The 15304-nt window shown below is 61.0% G+C and carries 14 protein-coding genes; 6 read left to right on the plus strand and 8 right to left on the minus strand.

Annotated features, from left to right (window positions below):
• Positions 1-108 precede the first annotated feature (108 nt).
• Positions 109-600: a MarR family winged helix-turn-helix transcriptional regulator gene (locus IP81_RS00740; RefSeq protein WP_054106038.1), complete on the minus strand. Its 492-nt coding sequence runs from the start codon at positions 598-600 to the stop codon at positions 109-111.
• Between the two features lie 193 nt (positions 601-793).
• On the opposite strand from IP81_RS00740, the gene IP81_RS00745 reads away from it, so the two are divergent.
• The 3 genes from IP81_RS00745 to IP81_RS00755 all read left to right on the plus strand — a co-directional run bounded on the left by IP81_RS00745 (position 794) and on the right by IP81_RS00755 (position 5335).
• Positions 794-3325, plus strand: coding sequence for a TonB-dependent receptor (locus IP81_RS00745; RefSeq protein WP_054106039.1), 2532 nt, complete (start codon positions 794-796; stop codon positions 3323-3325).
• 125 nt (positions 3326-3450) lie between these two features.
• Entirely contained in the window at positions 3451-3852 is a 402-nt protein-coding gene (locus IP81_RS00750) for a nuclear transport factor 2 family protein (RefSeq protein ID WP_082355849.1), read from the plus strand.
• A gap of 13 nt (positions 3853-3865) precedes the next feature.
• Positions 3866-5335: an aldehyde dehydrogenase gene (locus IP81_RS00755; protein ID WP_082355860.1), complete on the plus strand. Its 1470-nt coding sequence runs from the start codon at positions 3866-3868 to the stop codon at positions 5333-5335.
• Here the strand turns inward: IP81_RS00755 and IP81_RS19490 are convergent.
• The 5 genes from IP81_RS19490 to IP81_RS00775 form a co-directional block, all read right to left on the minus strand.
• The gene (locus tag IP81_RS19490; protein WP_231626188.1) at positions 5284-5550 is read right to left on the minus strand and encodes an iron-containing alcohol dehydrogenase; all 267 of its coding nucleotides are present in this window, start codon (positions 5548-5550) and stop codon (positions 5284-5286) included. The two genes, IP81_RS00755 and IP81_RS19490, sit on opposite strands and share 52 nt — an antisense overlap.
• Positions 5456-5668, minus strand: a complete 213-nt coding sequence (locus IP81_RS21605; RefSeq protein WP_369800688.1) for an iron-containing alcohol dehydrogenase — start codon at positions 5666-5668, stop codon at positions 5456-5458. Before IP81_RS21605 ends, IP81_RS19490 begins: the two co-directional genes overlap by 95 nt.
• 248 nt (positions 5669-5916) lie before the next feature.
• Positions 5917-6249: a 2Fe-2S iron-sulfur cluster-binding protein gene (locus IP81_RS00765; RefSeq protein WP_054106042.1), complete on the minus strand. Its 333-nt coding sequence runs from the start codon at positions 6247-6249 to the stop codon at positions 5917-5919.
• Positions 6250-6252: 3 nt separating this feature from the next.
• Positions 6253-7335 (minus strand): cysteine desulfurase family protein, encoded by a 1083-nt coding sequence (locus IP81_RS00770; RefSeq protein ID WP_054106043.1) that lies wholly within the window; start codon positions 7333-7335, stop codon positions 6253-6255.
• Positions 7332-8318 (minus strand): aminotransferase class V-fold PLP-dependent enzyme, encoded by a 987-nt coding sequence (locus IP81_RS00775; protein ID WP_231626190.1) that lies wholly within the window; start codon positions 8316-8318, stop codon positions 7332-7334. Before IP81_RS00775 ends, IP81_RS00770 begins: the two co-directional genes overlap by 4 nt.
• A 167-nt stretch (positions 8319-8485) precedes the next feature.
• Between IP81_RS00775 and IP81_RS00780 the strand changes: the two genes are divergently transcribed.
• Positions 8486-9142: an alpha/beta hydrolase gene (locus tag IP81_RS00780; protein ID WP_054106044.1), complete on the plus strand. Its 657-nt coding sequence runs from the start codon at positions 8486-8488 to the stop codon at positions 9140-9142.
• Positions 9143-9192: 50 nt separating this feature from the next.
• On the opposite strand, the gene IP81_RS00785 is transcribed toward IP81_RS00780, so the two are convergent.
• Positions 9193-9717: a type 1 glutamine amidotransferase domain-containing protein gene (locus tag IP81_RS00785; protein WP_054106045.1), complete on the minus strand. Its 525-nt coding sequence runs from the start codon at positions 9715-9717 to the stop codon at positions 9193-9195.
• A 141-nt stretch (positions 9718-9858) separates the two neighbouring features.
• Here IP81_RS00785 and parC point away from each other — a divergent pair, with 141 nt between their 5' ends.
• Positions 9859-12147, plus strand: coding sequence for a DNA topoisomerase IV subunit A (parC, locus tag IP81_RS00790; RefSeq protein WP_054106046.1), 2289 nt, complete (start codon positions 9859-9861; stop codon positions 12145-12147).
• 65 nt (positions 12148-12212) lie between these two features.
• Positions 12213-12986 carry an SDR family NAD(P)-dependent oxidoreductase gene (locus IP81_RS00795; RefSeq protein ID WP_054106047.1) on the plus strand — a complete coding sequence of 258 codons (774 nt, stop codon included), beginning with the start codon at positions 12213-12215 and terminating at the stop codon, positions 12984-12986.
• 289 nt (positions 12987-13275) lie between these two features.
• Here the strand turns inward: IP81_RS00795 and IP81_RS00800 are convergent, their stop codons facing one another.
• On the minus strand, positions 13276-15276 hold the full coding sequence (locus IP81_RS00800) for a protein-disulfide reductase DsbD (protein ID WP_231626189.1): 2001 nt from the start codon (positions 15274-15276) through the stop codon (positions 13276-13278).
• Between the last annotated feature and the right edge of the window lie 28 nt (positions 15277-15304).

The raw sequence follows: 15304 nt of genomic DNA on the forward strand, positions 1-15304 counted from the left end.
ATGATAAACGGCTTGGGAGAGTCGGCATGATTGATGGCGCAAGGCGCTCTGTTTCAGAGTGGGGCCCAAGGTGATGACCGCCAGGGCAGCAGTTTTGAATGCGGACGATCAAATCGTCCAGCGTCCGATCCGGCTGAGCACGGTCGCAGCGGTGCGCCGAAAAGCCTCACGATCACGCGTGGGAACGCCTTTGAACAAATCGGTACTGACATTGGCCATGGCGGGCAGTGTGCGTGCAAACAGCGCTTGTCCCGCATCGGTCAGGCGGACAGGTTTGCGGCGGCGGTTTGTTTGGTCGAAGCCTGGTTCGACCAGCCCGCGCTGGATCAAGCTAGCAAGTGCGCGGCTGACGTTCATCGGGGCAACGCCCATGATACCGGACAATTCGTGTCCGGCCAATTCGCCTTCACCGCCCAGCGCCAGCACGATTCGCAAATCGGTGGTGGTGATGTTCATCGGATCAGCCACACCTTCACGCATCGGACCACCGATAAACGTACCCAGTTTGAGCAGATCGATCAGGAGGGCAACCTCGCTGTCAAGCCCGAGATCGGCAACTGCGACTTCGGTTTTCGGGATTGGTGGTATCTGGTTGTTCATCGCAAGCCTTTATCGCCGTGTTCGCACCGGTGGGCAAGAGGGCGTGAGGGCGGCCATGAACCACTGTGGATTTTTTGCACCACTTGCGGTGCGATGTGATCCAAACAAATGTTAGGCTTGCAAAGCTGAAATTAGTATGCCTTACTAACAATTATTGAGGACAGTCTCGCAGAAGACTTTAAGGGAGAGGGATATGGCGAACGCCACACGTACCGCATCGTTTGTGCGCCTTTTTGCTGCGGCTAGCTCCGCAGCAATGGCTCTTAGTGCCACGACAACAGTGTTTGCGCAAGAAGCGCAAGCCGACGAGCAATCGCAGACGATTCAAGAAATCGTTGTTACTGCACAGTTCCGCGAACAGAAGCTGCAAGATACGCCGCTGGCGATTACGGCCGTCACTGCAGAATTGATCGAAGCACGCAGCGCGACTAACCTTGCCGATGTAGCCAAAGCTGCACCAAGCGTGGTTCTGCGTCCTGCGTCGGCTTCGTTCGGTAACTCGATTACGGCCACGATTCGCGGGCTTGGGCAATTGGACTTCAATCCTGCGCTTGAACCCGGCGTTGGCATGTATATCGACGATGTGTATTACCCGCGCCTGACCGGGGCAAACTTCGATCTGCTCGATGTTGAGCGTGTCGAAGTGCTGCGCGGCCCACAAGGCACGTTGACAGGCCGCAACTCAGAAGGTGGTGCCATCCGCTTCGTTTCGCGCAAGCCTACCGGCGAAGGCGGCAATGTCTCGGCTACTTATGGTAGCCGAAACCGCATGAACTTGCGCGCCACGGCTGATTTCAAGCTGACCGAGAACCTGTTTGCACGGATTTCGGGCACGTTTGCAGACCAAGGCGGCTATGTTGATGTGATCGACTATGGCTGCGCAGTCCCTGCCAGCGGCGTCCCATCAACCGTCGGTGGCACCAATTGCAATCTCTATAAGCAGGGCGATGTCGGCTATCGCGCGCTAAAGGGCATGCTGCGTTATGCCCCCAACGATGATCTCGATATCATGATTACTGCCGATTACATGAACGACGCGCGCAACAATGCGCCTGAAGTTCTGCTGTTTGGTACAGGCGGCAATCCTAACACCCGCACATCCAACGGCCTACCGCTTAGCAACAACTTCATCTGCGGGCCGCGCTGCAACTATACAACAACCGGCAGCAACGCAGGCAGCTGGCAGGCTGGCGTGGCCATTCCGGGCTTGCAAGGATTGCCTCTGGCCGCAGTGGCAGGCCAGCAGCAAACCCTTTATGAGGGTTGGGGTGTTTCGGCCAACATCGATTACAAGTTGACCGACAGCCTGCAAATCCAGTCGATCACTGCTTATCGTGCTTGGGATACGTCGTTCAGTGTGGATGGTGATTTGTCGCCGGCCAACACCCAGTTCGGCAACAACGCGCTTAGCCACTGGTTCTGGAGCCAGGAACTGCGCCTCAATGCAAAGCTCGCCGACAATCTGGATCTGACTGTCGGTGGTTACTATTCGGACGAGTTGACCACGTATTACACGTTGCAGGACATCCGCTACGTTTCCGTTCCTGGTCTTCCTCCGGCACTGTCACCGCTGTTCCCGCTTCAGTTCATTGGGAATGACCCGGTTGACACCGAAGCCAAGGGTGCATTCGGTACGCTGATCTACAAGCCAACCGAAGCCATGACGATCACGGCTGGCGTGCGCTACAGCGAAGACGCCAAGGACTATACGTTCTTCCGCTACAATCTTGACGGGCGCACGATCAACGCCTTCCTTGATGGCATCGGCGCAGTTTATGGCGCAGGTTTCAGCGGGCCCGATGTTCGCGATGCAAACAGAAACGGCAATGTGACCGAAATCGTTTCGTCACTGACCGGCCGTACCGCCAGCTTCCGTGGCAGCCGTTGGGACTATCGCCTCAGCTTGGATTACCGCTTCTCGCCAGAAGTCATGGCCTACGCCACGACGGCGACGGGCTATAAGGCTGGTGGTGTTGGACCACGTCCGTTCAATGCTGCACAAGCACGCGGCTTCGGTCCGGAAGAAGTGACGTCTTATGAACTCGGCATCAAAACCGACCTTTTGGACCGTCGTCTGCGGGTGAACGTGTCCGGCTTCTACAACAACTTGAAGAATGCCCAGCTCACGCTGCTGGAATGCCCGCAGTTCGGTGGCCCCGGCCCATGCGCCTTGCCGCAAAACGCTGGTGACGCAACGATCAAGGGTTTTGAATTTGAAGCGTTCTTCAATCCGGTTGCCGGCCTTCAGTTCGATGCTTCTGCCTCGTACCTCAAATACACTTATGACTGCGTAAACCCCGCAGTTGTCGGCTTGCCTGGTGGTGCGTGTTCGTCCGATCCAGCGGTTATTTCGCGCTTGGCTGATCAAGCGCAAGGCTGGCAGTGGAACTTTGGTGCGCAATATGAAGCCGATCTTGGTAGCGCAGGTTCGCTGACTCCGCGGATTGACGTCAACCGTCAGAACGCATTGCCCGGCAACGTCCTGCGCGCTGCTCCAGGTTCGCCATCCGAGCAGTTCGGTCAGGTTCCAGGCTACACGATCACCAACGGTCGTCTGACATGGCGCAACGCAGAGCGTGATCTGGATATCTCGCTTGAAGTGACCAACGTGTTCAACAAGTACTACTTCCTCAACAAGTTTGACCTATCGGGTTTGGCAGGAAGCATTCTGGGCCAGGTCGGTCGTCCACGTGAATGGGCGCTGACGGTTCGCAAGAAGTTCTGATTGGTGATGCGTTAAATGGGGGTGGGGCGGCCAGCAATGGCCGCCCCTTTTTCTATTGGTTCAAACCATAACAAATGTTAGCTTGCATACCTGATCCGAATCCGGCGGGATCAGGGGGAGAGTCTATGCTGACGCGCACTGATTATGACCGCTATGCCGCAGCGTTTAACGCCAAAGACTATGACGCAGTGGCCGACTTCTATGTTGATCCGCCGTTGATGACATTTTTCGGCGTGGAAATCCGTTCGCGGCAGGCGCTCAAAGATTTTTATGCCTTTCTGCATGATCACGTGAACGAAAGCGTGCGTGTGCTGAACTTTGCCGCATCCGAAACATTGACCGCGATTGACGGCGTGATCCGCGTTGAAGCGGTCAAGGATCTAACCCGTGAGGCGCTGGACGAACGCGGGCTCTTCGGCTTCTTTCCCATCACCAAGGGGGAAGTGCAGGAAATGCGGCAGTTTATTTTCTATACCATTGAAAACGGCCTGATTGCGCGCGTTGAATGCGCACTGGCCCAGCCATAAGAGGATGACAGCCATGAACCCCGAAGGCGTGAACGTCGCTAACCCCGATAAGCTGTTCATTGGCGGACGCTGGGTGCCTGCCAATTCTGGCCGGACAATCGAGCTTGTCTCACCCAACACCGAACAAGTGGTTGGCCGCGTGGCCGAGGCAGACGAGGCGGATATGGACGCAGCCGTTGCCGCCGCGCGCGAGGCGTTTGACAACGGGCCTTGGCCGACCACACCGCCCGCACAGCGTATCGCGGCTTTCCGTGCAATGATCGCGCACTTGGAAACGCGTTTGCCCGAACTGGCCAAAGCATGGACCGCGCAAATGGGCGGGCTGGCCTCGTTTGCAGGGCCGATGCACGGCGGCGGCATATTTGCGCTGGGCCAGATTGCGGGCTTTGCCGAACAGTTCGAATTCGTGCAGACCCGGCCGAGCCAGGCGGCAGCAGCAGCGCTGATCGCCTATGAACCGGTGGGGGTTGTTGCGGCCATTGCCCCGTGGAACGGGCCGTTCGGGATTATGGCCAACAAGGTTGCCTATGCCTTGTTAACCGGTTGCACCGTGATCATGAAGCCTTCGCCCGAAACCCCGCTTGAGGCCTATATCATCGCCGAGGCCGCAGAAGCGGCGGGCATTCCGGCAGGCGTTGTCAATCTGGTGACGGGCCACCGCGAGGCGAGCGATCATCTGGTGTGCAACCATGGCGTCGACAAAGTCTCGTTCACCGGGTCGAGCGTGGCGGGCAGGCGCATCGCCTCTGTCTGCGGCGGGCGCATGGCGCGTTGCACGCTGGAACTGGGCGGAAAATCTGCCGCAATCATCCGCGATGACTTCCCGATCGAGGCTGCGGCCAAGATGCTGGCGGGCACGATCACGCTGATGAGCGGACAAGTCTGCGCGATGTTGAGCCGCGTCATCGTCCCGCGCCATCGCCATGATGAATTGGCTCAGGCTATTGCGGCTGAAATGCGTCAGACACGTATCGGCTATTCCGATGATCCTGAAACGCAGCTTGGCCCGGTAGCGATGAAGCGCCAGTTGGAACGCATTGAAATGTATATCGCAGAGGGCAAGCAAACCGCCGACCTGATCACTGGCGGCAATCGCCCGGCGCATCTCAATCGCGGCTACTTTATCGAGCCGACGCTGTTTGCCAACGTCAGGAATGATAGCCGCATTGCGCAGGAGGAAATCTTTGGTCCGGTATTGAGCCTTATCCCGGTCGAGGACGAGGAAGACGCCATCCGCACCGCCAACGCCAGCGAGTTTGGTCTTAACGGGTCGGTGCTTACGACCGATGCTGATGCAGCGTATCGCATTGCCCGGCGCGTGCGCACCGGCGGCTTTGGCCAGAACGGTTTGCGCATGGATTTTGGCCTGCCGTTTGGCGGATTCAAGCAATCGGGCATCGGGCGCGAGGGCGGACCGGAAGGGCTGTTCCCTTACATGGAGTTGAAGACGATCCTGATCGACGCGATGCCGACGCAGTTGTGAAGCAGCAGGGCCTTGCCGTAGACCGCGCCGTAAAGTGCTTCGATCTCGTTCAATTCGGCAAGGCGCGGATCAAGCGCAAGCGCGGCAATCGCCTTGGCTGTATCAATCGGGCTGCCGCCGTCAAAGCCGATCACACAATCGCTGCCGCTCCAGCGCAAGGCCTCCAGCGCTTGTTCGACCACGGCCAAGGTTGGGATCAGGCACGGTTTCGGCAAAGACCTGCACCGGCATTCCTGCAGCTTCCAATAGGCCCACCAATTGCGCCGCCATCCCCGATTGCAAAAGAAAGCTATCGGTCACCACGAATGGGCGTTTAAGCCCGCATTGCACCATCGCATCGGGCAATTCGTAGAGGGCACCTGCGCCGATGCTATTTTTTGCCGCGCAATTTGTTTAGCGCTTTAGCGCCTTTTTGCGCGTCAGCGTTGGGGTCGTCAGCGCCCTTGACGCACTCGACGTAATTTTCGCGGCCCATTGCCCCATCTAAGGCCGCGCGCGAGCCAACGTCAGTTGCCACACCGCCGCCAGATCGGCTGCCGTGCTCGGGCGTGGGAAGCTCCCCGGCCTTTTCGATCAGTTCATTATCGGCCCTGCATATCGCGCGCTTCGGCCGGAATATGCACCACCAGCCCTTCAAGCGCCTCGGTAAGTTCGATCTGACACGAAAGGCGGCTGGTGCGAGTGACGCCTGCGGCGAGATCGAGCATGTCTTCTTCGTCATCGATGGCGGCGGGCAGTTTGTCGAACCATGCTGCATCAATCACCACGTGGCATGTGGAACAGGCCATCTGGCCTTCGCAAGTGCCTTCCAATGGCATCCCTTTGGCTTGACCCAGTTCCAGCAGACGCGTTCCAACCTCACCTTGCGCGGCGATCTTTTCGCCCTGCGGGGTTACGAAGGTGACACTGACCATGGCTTAAATTACTCCCTGAAGTTTCACAGCGGCATGGACGGCCGCAGCGGCCTCAATCAGATCCTCTTCCCGTGTATAGCGTCCGAAGCCGAGCCGGATCGCGGTTTTGCTATCCCTGTCCGAAAGTCCGAGCGCGCGCAAGACATGGCTTGGCCTGCCAGAGCCGCTGGCGCAGGCAGAACCGGCAGAAAATGCAACAGTGCGGCATTCTGACAACAACCGTCCCACATCAAGACAATCCAGCCGCAAACTCATATTGCCGTGCCAGCGCCGGGTGGGGCAGCCGTTCAGCGTCCAGCCGGCGAACAGCGAACGGGCAACCGTCCACAGCTTTTCCACATGCTGTGAGTCGCTTGTTCGCAAACTTGTGCACAAGGCCGCCGCCGCGCCAAATCCGGCACAGAGCGCAGGACTGAGCGTGCCGGAGCGCAAGCCGCCCTCTTGCCCGCCGCCGTGGATCAAGGGGGCAAGGGCTATGCCATCGCGCACCCACAACGCGCCGATGCCCTTGGGCCCATACAGCTTGTGCGAGGACACAGCGATCATATCGGCAAGGGCTGGCGCTGCGAGTTTGCCTGCGCCCTGCACCGCATCGCACACGAACAGCGCGCCCATTGCGCGTGCCCGCTGCGCCATGTCATCGACCGGTTGCACGGTGCCTATTTCGTTGTTCACCTGCATTACCGCGACGAGACCGGTGCCCTCGTCGATTGCCACGTCGGGATCGACCAGCCCTGTTGAATCGACCGGCAGCATCGCGACATCCGGATCAACAAAACGCGCCGTATCAAGCACGGCGGCATGTTCGATGGCCGAGACGGCCAGCCGCTTTTGCCCCGATCCGATTATGGCAAGATTGAGCGCTTCGGTGGCCCCCGAGGTAAAAATCACCCGCCCCCCTGCCGGAAACAGCGTGGCGACTTGCGCGCGCGCGACCTCAACGGCAGCAGCGGCCATGCGCCCCATCTTGTGCGGACTGTGCGGATTGGCAAAGCCGGTTGCTTCGGCCCCTGCCAACCAAGGCAGCATGGCCGCGCGGGCCTCGGGGGCAAGCGGGGTGGTGGCCTGATAATCGAGGTAGATCATCCGCGAATCTCCCGCCACAACGCGACGAACCGTGCGATGTCGTCCGCGCTTGTCTCGCGCCCGATCGATACGCGGATGACTTCGCCAAGGCCTTCAACGCCCATTGCGGTGAGCACGTGGCTAGCCTTGAGCGAGCCTGACGAACAGGCGCTGCCTGCCGATACGGCGATGCCTGCGCCATCAAAGCGGATCAATTGCGCGGCGCTCGATTTGCCCGGCATGCGATAAGCGCCGATGGTTGGGCTGCGCGGGGCATGGGCGGCGATTACTTCAGCGCCCAGATCAAGCAATTGAGCCTCCAGCGATTCCCGCAATGCTGAAGCGGACTTGAGCCAATCGTGGCCCGCCTCCAGCGCGGCGGCCATGGCGAGAACTTGCGGCAAAGGCTCGGTCCCCGCGCGATAGCCGCGTTCCTGCCCGCCGGTGGGGGCGAGCAGGGCGTAATCGCGCACCAGCAGCGCGCCGATGCCGACAGGACCGCCAAATTTGTGCGCCGAGAGCGCGATCATGTCGGCTTGCGGCAATGGGAGCTTGCCCGCGCCTTGGGCGGCGTCGACCAGCAGGCGGGCGTTGTGGGCTTTCACAAGTCCGGCAAGCGCCGCCAGATCCTGCACGACGCCGGTTTCGCTGTTGACGTGCTGGATGGCCACCAGCGCCGGGGCTTGGCTGACAAGCGCCTGTTCCAGTTCCGCAAGGTTGAGCAGTCCTTCGGGGGTTACGCTGATGCGCAGGGCATCGGGAGTGAGGCGCAGCACGGCTTCGTGCTCAACCGCGCTGGTCAAGGCGGGGAAGCGCCGGTTTGCCGGGGCGTGGTTGATCGCCAGAGAGAGCGCCTCGCTCGCTCCGCTGGTGAAGATCACCTCGCCGGTCCAGCCGAGCGCTGCCTTCACCCGCGCGCGGGCATCTTCCAGCGCAGCGCGTGCGGCGCGGCCTGCTTTGTGCGGGCTGGAGGGGTTGGCCCAGATGCGGAAACCCTCCTCCATCGCGGCCAAGGCTTGCGGCAGGATCGGCGTGGTCGCAGCGTGGTCAAGATAGATCGGCAAGGCTATTCCCGGAAAAGTTGCTTTTAGGACGTTGCTTTCTATATAGCCAGCAACACATTTCCCAGCCCCGGCAGCTTCTGCCGTCGCGGCCAGAACGCAGGCACCCAATGCCCTCAGTCATTTTCCCCGGCCCCGAAGGCCGTCTCGAAGGCCGTTTCCAACCTGCCTCGCGCCCCCGCGCGCCAGTAGCGATGATCCTGCACCCGCATCCGCAAGCGGGCGGCACGATGAATGATCGCATCACGCAGGCGATGTACAAGACATTTGTCGCGCGCGGCTTTGCCACTTTGCGGTTCAACTTCCGTGGCGTTGGCCGCAGCCAGGGTTCGTTTGATAACGGCATTGGCGAATTGTCCGATGCCGCATCGGCGCTTGATTGGGTGCAATCGATCCACCCGGAAGCCAGCACCACATGGATCGCGGGCTATTCGTTCGGCGCGCTGATCGGCATGCAGTTGCTGATGCGCCGCCCGGAAATCCGTGGCTTCATCTCGGTTGCGCCGCCTGCCAACATGTATGATTTCAGCTTCCTTGCACCATGCCCTGCATCGGGCATCATCGTGCAGGGCACGGCTGATACGGTGGTCACGCCCAACGCGGTGCAAAAGCTGGTCGACAAGCTGCGCACGCAAAAGCACATCACGATCCATCACGATGAAATCCCGCGCGCCAACCATTTCTTCGAAAACGAAATGGACGACATGATGCGTTCGGTCGACAATTACCTCGACTTCCGCCTTTCGCCGGAATGCACGATCCGTTGATGGCAGTAACCCGCGCCATCTGATTGATTGGAATCAGATGGCGCGCTTGTTCAGTCCGCCAGTGCTGCGATCAGCGCGGCACTGAATGCGGGGATATCATCGGGCATACGGCTGGTGATGAAGTTGCCGTCCACGGCAACTTCCTGATCGACCACGTTGGCACCGGCGTTGGCAAGATCGGTGTGGATCGAAGGCCAGCCGGTGAGCGTGCGGCCATCGACGATGTCTGCCTCTACCAGCAACCACGGGCCGTGGCAGATCGCGGCGATGGGTTTGCCCGCATCGTCAAAATCGATGACGAGATCGACCGCGTCTTCGTTCATGCGCAGGATATCGGGGTTCATCTGGCCGCCGGGCAGCAGCAGTGCGTCAAAATCTGCGGCGGAAACTTCATCCAGCGTGGCATCAACGCGTACGCTATCGCCCCAGTTGTGGTCCTTCCAGCCTTTGATCGAGCCGGGCTTCGGGCTGGCGACGACGGTTGCAAAACCGGCATCTTCGAGCGCTTTTTTGGGGCCGAGCAATTCGGATTGTTCAAAGCCGTCGGTCGCAAGGATCAGGACACGCTTGGTCATGGGGGGGTCTCCGGGAAAAAGGGGTGGCCTGCGCAAGAGGGGCGGGCCGTGCCCTTACAATTGACCGGGATAGCGGTTGTTCCCCAGCTTTTGGTCTGCGCCCTTTTGTTTAGGGGTACAGGTTGCTAAGCCGGACGGGCCATGGCGATCACCACAGACAACGAACCCGATCCGTTTGACGCTATTGTCGACGCGCCTTTCGATTCAGCGCTGTCGCAGCGCTATCTCGTCTATGCGATGTCCACCATCACCGCGCGATCGCTGCCGGATTTGCGCGACGGGTTGAAGCCTGTCCACCGCCGCCTGCTGTGGGCGATGCGCCAGTTGAAGCTGGACGCAACCGGTGCCTACAAAAAATCGGCGCGCGTGGTGGGCGATGTGATCGGCAAGTATCACCCGCATGGCGATTCCAGCGTCTATGATGCGATGGTGCGTTTGGCGCAGGATTTTGCGCTGCGCTATCCGCTGGTCCAAGGCCAGGGCAACTTCGGCAACATCGATGGCGATAACGCAGCGGCCTACCGCTATACCGAAGCGCGGCTAACCAAGACCGCGATGCGCCTGATGGCGGGGCTGGAAGATGGCACGGTTGATTTCCAGCCGACCTACAACGGTGAGGAAGAAGAGCCCGAGATTTTTCCGGGGCTGTTCCCCAACCTTCTGGCCAATGGTTCCAGCGGCATCGCCGTGGGCATGGCGACCAATATCCCGAGCCATAATGTGGCGGAGATTGTCGATGCAACGCTGCTGCTGATTGATAATCCGGCGGTCGAACACGCCCAATTGATGGAAGTGTTCCACGGGCCTGATCTGCCAACCGGCGGCATCGTGGTGGATAGTCCTGCCACGATTTCGGCGGCCTATGCCAGCGGGCGCGGGGCGATCCGGGTGCGCGGGCGCTTTTCCACGGGGCGCGATGAAGCGGGCAACTGGGAAGAGACGGGGATCGAAAAGCTGGGCGGTGGCCAGTGGCAACTGGTCATATCCGAAATCCCTTATCAGGTGCAGAAGAGCAAGCTGATCGAGCAGATTGCGCAATTGATTGCCGACAAGAAGCTGCCGATCCTTGAAGATGTGCGCGATGAATCGGACGAGCAGATCCGGCTGGTGCTGGTGCCCAAGAGCCGCAACATCGATCCCGATCTGCTCAAGGAATCGCTGTTCCGGCTGACCGATCTGGAAAACCGCTTCGGCCTGAACCTCAACGTGCTCGATGCGCGGCGCACGCCCGGTGTGCTGGGGCTGAAGCTGCTATTGCAGGAATGGGTGATCTCCCAGATCGACATCCTGCTGCGCCGTTCGCGGCACCGGCTGGAAAAGATCGCGGCGCGGCTGGAACTGGTCGGCGGTTATATCATCGCCTACCTCAACCTTGACCGGATCATCGAGATCATCCGCACCGAGGATGAGCCCAAGCCGATCATGATGGCCGAGTTTGACCTGACCGACCGTCAGGCAGAAGCCATCCTCAACATGCGGCTGCGGTCGTTGCGCAAGCTTGAGGAAATGGAGCTGCGCAAGGAGCAGGCCGATCTGATCGCCGAGCAGGAAGAGCTGCAAAAGCTTCTCGACGATCCCAAGCTTCAGAAAAAACGTCTGAAGCGCGATCTGAATGCGCTGCGCAAGGAATATGGGCCGGACACGCCGCTGGGCCGCCGCCGCACGACGATTGCAGAAGCCGCGCCGACGCGTGAATTCAGCATGGATGCGATGATCGAGAAGGAACCGGTGACGGTGATCCTGTCAGCCAAGGGCTGGATCAAGGCGGCCAAGGGGCATTTGCCGCTGGATAGCGATTTCAAATTCAAAGAAGGCGATGGCCCCGCCTTTGCAATGCACTGCCAGACCACCGACAAGCTGCTTGTGGCAGTGGACAACGGGCGGTTCTATACGCTGGGCGCGGATAAACTGCCCGGCGCGCGCGGCTTTGGCGAACCGATCCGCACGATGGTAGACATTGATCCCGAAGCGCACATCATTGCCGTTGTGATTTATAAACCCAAGGGCCAATTGCTGCTGGCGGCCAATACCGGACGCGGCTTTGCGGCTGAAATGGACGAGCTGCTTGCCGAAACGCGCAAAGGGCGCGGTGTGGTTTCAACCAAACCCGGCGTAAAGCTGGCCGTGGTGCGCGAAATCGCCGCCGAGCATGATCACGTCGCGGTGATCGGCGACAATCGCAAACTGGTGGTGTTCGGCCTCTCCGAAGTGCCGATCCTCGCCAAAGGGCAGGGCGTGACGCTGCAACGCTATAAAGACGGCGGCATGGCCGATGTGATCACGCTGAAGCTGGAAGACGGGCTTTCTTGGACGATGGGCGGCGACAGCGGACGAACGCGGACGGAGAAGGACTTGCTGCCGTGGAAGGTCGCGCGCGGGGCGGCAGGACGCTTGCCGCCGAACGGGTTTCCGCGGGATAACAAGTTCTGAGCAGCGTTCCCTCTTGCATGAGGGTGCGGCCCCGGTAGACGTCCGCTCCTGAACAGGAGAGTCCAATGGAACGCCCGCGTTATTCGCTTGAGGGCCGTATCGCGCTGATTACCGGCGCATCGTCTGGCTTGGGGGCGCATTTTGCACGGCTCTATGCGGCGGCAGGGGCGGCAGTGATTGTCGGTGCGCGGCGGGTTGAGCGTGTTGCGGCATTGGCCGACGAGATTAACAGCGCAGGCGGCAAGGCGCTGGCTGTGGCGTTGGACGTGACCGACGAGGGATCGATCATCGCGGCGTTCGATGCGGCAGAGGCGGCGATTGGTGTGCCCGATGTGGTTCTGGCAAATGCTGGGGTGGTGGATGCTGCCCGATCTATCGACATATCGGCGGCTGCGATGCGCCAAGTGGTCGATACCAATTTCAACGGGGTGTATCTGACAGCGCGTGAGGGCGCACGCCGCATGATCGCGGCGGGATCAAAGCAGAGCGAGCGGGGGCGGATCATCCTGACCGGATCGATCACCGCGCAGATGACCGCGACGGGCGATGCCGCCTATGCCGCAACCAAACTGGCGGTGCAGCATTTGGGCCGCCAGTTTGCGCGCGAATGGGCGCGGCTGGGGATCAACGTCAACGTGATTCAGCCCGGCTATATCCGCACCGAAATTGATGGCGAATGGTTCGATAGTCCCGGTGGCCAAGCGCAAATCGCATCCTGGCCGCGCAAGCGCCTGACCGATGTTTCGGCGCTGGATGATATGGTGCTGTTCTTCGGATCGGATGCCTCGCGGCAGGTGACGGGGACTTTCATTTCGCTGGATGACGGGCAGTCGTTGTAAGGGATTTAAGGGGTTTAAGGGGTTTCGCGCAGAGGCGCAGAGGAAAAAGAGGGCGCAGGGGGCGGCGAATGTCCCTTTACCTCGTCCCCCCAACTTCGTCATTGCGAGCCCCGCATAGCGGGGAGAAGCAATCCAGAGCCGTTATGCGCCACTCTGGATTGCTTCCTCGGCTTCGCCTCCTCGCAATGACGATGGCTTGGTTGCAATGTAGGAAATCGCCAAAGGTTACGCGGATTGGCGCAGGTCACTCTCAGCGGTCTCATTTTCCTCTGCGCCTCTGCGCGAACCCTTACTGGTTAGGCAGACCCGCCAGCATGTCCGGCGTCAGGACTTGCGGCAATTGGCGGGCCTCGCCGCCTGCGGGATACCACAAGTAGAGCGGGACGCCTGCTGCGCCTTGGGTGGTGAGGAATTTGGTAATGGCCGGATCGCGGCGGGTCCAATCGCCGATAAGCACGACGACGCCTGCTTTTTTGAAGGCTGCGCGGGTGGATTCGCGTTCGATGGATGTGCCTTCGTTGACTTTGCATGAGAGGCACCAATCGGCGGTGAAATAGGCGAAGACGGGCTGTCCGCTTTTGCGGGCCTGCGCCAAGGCGGCTTCGCTGAAGGGCTTGGCGGCAAGGAGACCGCCGCTTTCACCCGCGCCAGCGGTGGCAAGGCGTGGCGCTCCGGAGAAGGCCACGGCGGCAAGGGCGAGCGTTGCAGGCGCGACCCAGCGGGCGACGGCGCGGCCTTGGCGCTGGCCCTTTCCGGCAAAGGCCAGCACGACGACGAAAGCGGCCGAGAGCGCGACGGCGGCGGCGGCGAAGGTCTCGCCACCCAAGCGCCATGCCAGCCAACCCAGCGCCAGCGCGGTGAGCGCCATCGGCACGGCCATGATCCGGCGAAAGCGGTCCATCCATGCGCCGGGTTTGGGCAGCAGGCGGCGCAGTGCGGGGATGAAGCCGAGCAGCAGGAACGGCAGCGCAAGGCCTAGGCCCAGTGCGGCAAACACTCCCAGCGCCGCCCACCACGGCAGGACCAGCGCCGCACCCATCGCGGCGGCCATGAACGGGCCGGTGCAAGGTGTGGCGACGAATGCGGCGAGCAGGCCGGTGGCAAATGCGCCCGATGATCCCGCGCCACGCTCAATCGAGAGGCCCGGGAGTTCGAACAGGCCCGCAAAGTTGGCGGTGATGGCGACAGCCAGCAAGAGGAGAACCGCGACGACGCCGGGTTCCTGCAACTGGAACGCCCAGCCGACTTGTTCTCCGCCCGCGCGCAGGGCGAGCATGACGCCGCCCAGCGCAAGGCAGGCGAGGACCACGCCGCCGGTATAGGCAAGGCCCTCGGCTTTGGCGTTGTGCGAATTGCCGCGTGCCAAGGCCAGTGCCTTGAGGCTGAGGATCGGGAAGACGCAGGGCATGACGTTCAGCACCAGTCCGCCAAGGAACGCCCCGATCAGCGCAAGGCCGAGGACTGATACAGAAAAGGCCGCGCCGCCCACTTCATCACCGCCACTTGGCACGGTGCCAGGGGCGGTAGTGAAGGCAATGCCGCCCGCATCCTTGTCCATGGTGAGTACGCCTTCGACCGTCGCGGGGGCGGCAGAGCCTTGGCCGAGCGGCACTTCGACGACCAGCGTATCGCCATTGCGGAAGAAGCGCTGCGGGGCGGCGTAATCAGCGAGGCGTTCGGTCGAGAGGAACAGGTGCGGGGCATCGAGCGGGGCGCTGGCCGGGAAGGGCAGGGCGATGCGCAGGGTTTTGGGGCCGAGCGCGAATGTGCCGGTGCGGTCGAGCGGAGCGGGGAGGGCCGCGCGCCAGCTTTCGAACCGCGCGTCCTTTGCACCTACGCCGATGGTTATCGTGCCCGATAATTCGGCGCGTTCGGGCACGCAGATTTCGTTTGTGCAGACCAGCCATTGCGCCTTGACCTTGATCGGCAGCAGCGTGCCGGGGGCGGCATTGGCGGGGACTTTGATCGGGACGAGCACGGCATATTCGTGTTCGTAAACATGGTTCATCAGCCCCTGAATCAGCAGCGTTTGCGGCACAGGAAACTGCATCGCGCCCGCGCTGGCACCCGCAGGCAGGGTCCAATCGAGCGAAAGACCATAGCCCGCATCGCCGGGGTTGGACCAATAGCCGTGCCAGCCCGGCTCTGGTTGCATCAGCAGCGCCAGCGTGACAGCTTCACCCGGCGCGACCGGACCTTCGGCGAGCAGCGAGGCGCGCATGTGATTGGGTGCGGCGCGGGCAGGAATGATCGACAGGCTGAGCGAAAGCCACAAGGCCGTCACAAACATCGCTATAGTGCGCATTGTCGGCGAGAAG

Source organism: Novosphingobium sp. AAP83 (assembly GCF_001295795.1).
Lineage (GTDB): Bacteria > Pseudomonadota > Alphaproteobacteria > Sphingomonadales > Sphingomonadaceae > Novosphingobium.

Bases quoted from the DNA above. Each gene is read 5' to 3' on its own strand.
- IP81_RS00770 (WP_054106043.1), bottom strand. From the start codon at position 7,335: ATGATCTACCTCGATTATCAGGCCACCACCCCGCTTGCCCCCGAGGCC.
- parC (WP_054106046.1), top strand. From the start codon at position 9,859: ATGGCGATCACCACAGACAACGAACCCGATCCGTTTGACGCTATTGTC.
- IP81_RS00750 (WP_082355849.1), top strand. From the start codon at position 3,451: ATGCTGACGCGCACTGATTATGACCGCTATGCCGCAGCGTTTAACGCC.
- IP81_RS21605 (WP_369800688.1), bottom strand. From the start codon at position 5,668: ATGGTGCAATGCGGGCTTAAACGCCCATTCGTGGTGACCGATAGCTTT.
- IP81_RS00775 (WP_231626190.1), bottom strand. From the start codon at position 8,318: ATGGAGGAGGGTTTCCGCATCTGGGCCAACCCCTCCAGCCCGCACAAA.
- IP81_RS00800 (WP_231626189.1), bottom strand. From the start codon at position 15,276: ATGTTTGTGACGGCCTTGTGGCTTTCGCTCAGCCTGTCGATCATTCCT.
- IP81_RS00740 (WP_054106038.1), bottom strand. From the start codon at position 600: ATGAACAACCAGATACCACCAATCCCGAAAACCGAAGTCGCAGTTGCC.
- IP81_RS00780 (WP_054106044.1), top strand. From the start codon at position 8,486: ATGCCCTCAGTCATTTTCCCCGGCCCCGAAGGCCGTCTCGAAGGCCGT.
- IP81_RS00795 (WP_054106047.1), top strand. From the start codon at position 12,213: ATGGAACGCCCGCGTTATTCGCTTGAGGGCCGTATCGCGCTGATTACC.
- IP81_RS00785 (WP_054106045.1), bottom strand. From the start codon at position 9,717: ATGACCAAGCGTGTCCTGATCCTTGCGACCGACGGCTTTGAACAATCC.
- IP81_RS00765 (WP_054106042.1), bottom strand. From the start codon at position 6,249: ATGGTCAGTGTCACCTTCGTAACCCCGCAGGGCGAAAAGATCGCCGCG.
- IP81_RS00745 (WP_054106039.1), top strand. From the start codon at position 794: ATGGCGAACGCCACACGTACCGCATCGTTTGTGCGCCTTTTTGCTGCG.
- IP81_RS00755 (WP_082355860.1), top strand. From the start codon at position 3,866: ATGAACCCCGAAGGCGTGAACGTCGCTAACCCCGATAAGCTGTTCATT.